Origin of the sequence: Motilimonas cestriensis (genome assembly GCF_021295315.1) — a bacterium.
Lineage (GTDB): Bacteria > Pseudomonadota > Gammaproteobacteria > Enterobacterales > CBDFNC01 > Motilimonas > Motilimonas cestriensis.
Genome location: NZ_JAIMJA010000062.1, coordinates 1 through 1,454 on the forward strand (window position 1 = coordinate 1; position 1,454 = coordinate 1,454).

General features: G+C 49.3%; 1 protein-coding gene. It reads right to left on the bottom strand.

The genetic code is table 11. The features are described from left to right. Positions 1–33: 33 nt before the first annotated feature. The coding region (gene tnpC / locus K6Y31_RS21970; protein ID WP_233055166.1) for an IS66 family transposase at positions 34–1,454 on the bottom strand (1,421 nt) is incomplete at its 5' end.

Here is a 1,454-nt window from a genome sequence, read left to right on the forward strand (position 1 = left end):
GTAAACGCCCCATGATCCCACGGGCTGATGTTGCTAATGTTTGAAGTTCCAAGGCAGGAGCGCATCGATATCTGGCTCCGCTTTCGCTAACTCCTGCATACACTTGACCATGTAGTCATAGAGGATGAGACCGTTGGCTTTCGCGGTTTCAACGATGCTGTAAAGCATCGCGCTCGCTTCAGCTCCGTTAGGGTTGGTCGAGAAGAGCCAGTTCTTTCTCCCAATAACCAGCGGCTTAATTGCGCGTTCAGCGCGATTATTGTCGATAGATAAGTGACCATCATCGATATAGCGGATGAGCTTTGGCCATTGGCCGAGCGTGTATTTTATCGCCTTACCCAGCGGGCTAGACTCTATCACTTGTTGAGTTGTCATCCACTCGTACAACTCATCCAGTATTGGCTTGGCATGCTGTTGACGCTCTGCTTTTCGTTTTTCCGAAGACGCACCTTTTAAGCGGGATTCTATCCCATAGAGCTTCTGGATTTTGGCCAGCGCTTTATCCGCTTTTCCTATCTTACCTTTACCTTGAAGCTTCTTCGCATCCATGAACTTACGCCGTGCATGCGCCAAGCAGCCAACATTAGTGACTTGATGAAGCCCATCATAGGCACCATAGCCATCGGTTTGCAGATAACCACTATAATCTCCCAAGAAGGCAACAGGGCATGCCCTCGCGCGACTGTTTTGATAGTCGTACAAGGCGATATTTTTTATATTAGGGAGTGCGGCACCTGGCGAGTCTGCGCCCGAGCAGTAAAGCCACATGTAGCACTGCTTATCTTCCTTGAGGACATTGAGCGGTGTTTCATCCGCTTGAATCACCATTTGCTCTAGTAGGTGCGCTTTCAAGGCTGCGTAAAGTGGTGCGAACTTCTCACTGACTTGGATAACCCACCTTGCCATGGTGGTTCGTGATAGTTCGATACCCGATTGAGTGAACAGCGACTCTTGGCGATACAGTGGCATCGCGTATTGATATTTGCCAAGGATGATATTGGCCAGCAAGCTTTCTGTCGCGAAGCTTTTAGGGATGATGCTTTGCGGCACTGGCTTTTGAACGATGCGGCTTTTGTCTTCTGTTTGCTCGCAATGGCGGCAAGCATATTTAGGACGAACATATTCCAGCACTTTGAGCACCGCTGGTGTGAACTCCAACTTTTCACTGCGGTCTTCACCGATTTTATGCAGACTATACTCGCAGTAAGCGCACTGCTTTTCATGGTCGTCTAAATCAAGTTCGATAACCTCACGAGGCAAGGTCTTTGGAAGTGGCTTGCGTTTACCACGTTTCTTCGTGGTGGTCGTCGTGACCTCAACTTCTTCTTTAGCGGCTTCACATTCCACTTCGTTGAAGAGGTCACCTTGAGATTCATTGTAAGGCTTTAACGCCTCCGAGCGTTTAGCGAACTGGCGGTCGAAGGCCAGCTTGAGCTGTTCAAGTAGCGACTGGC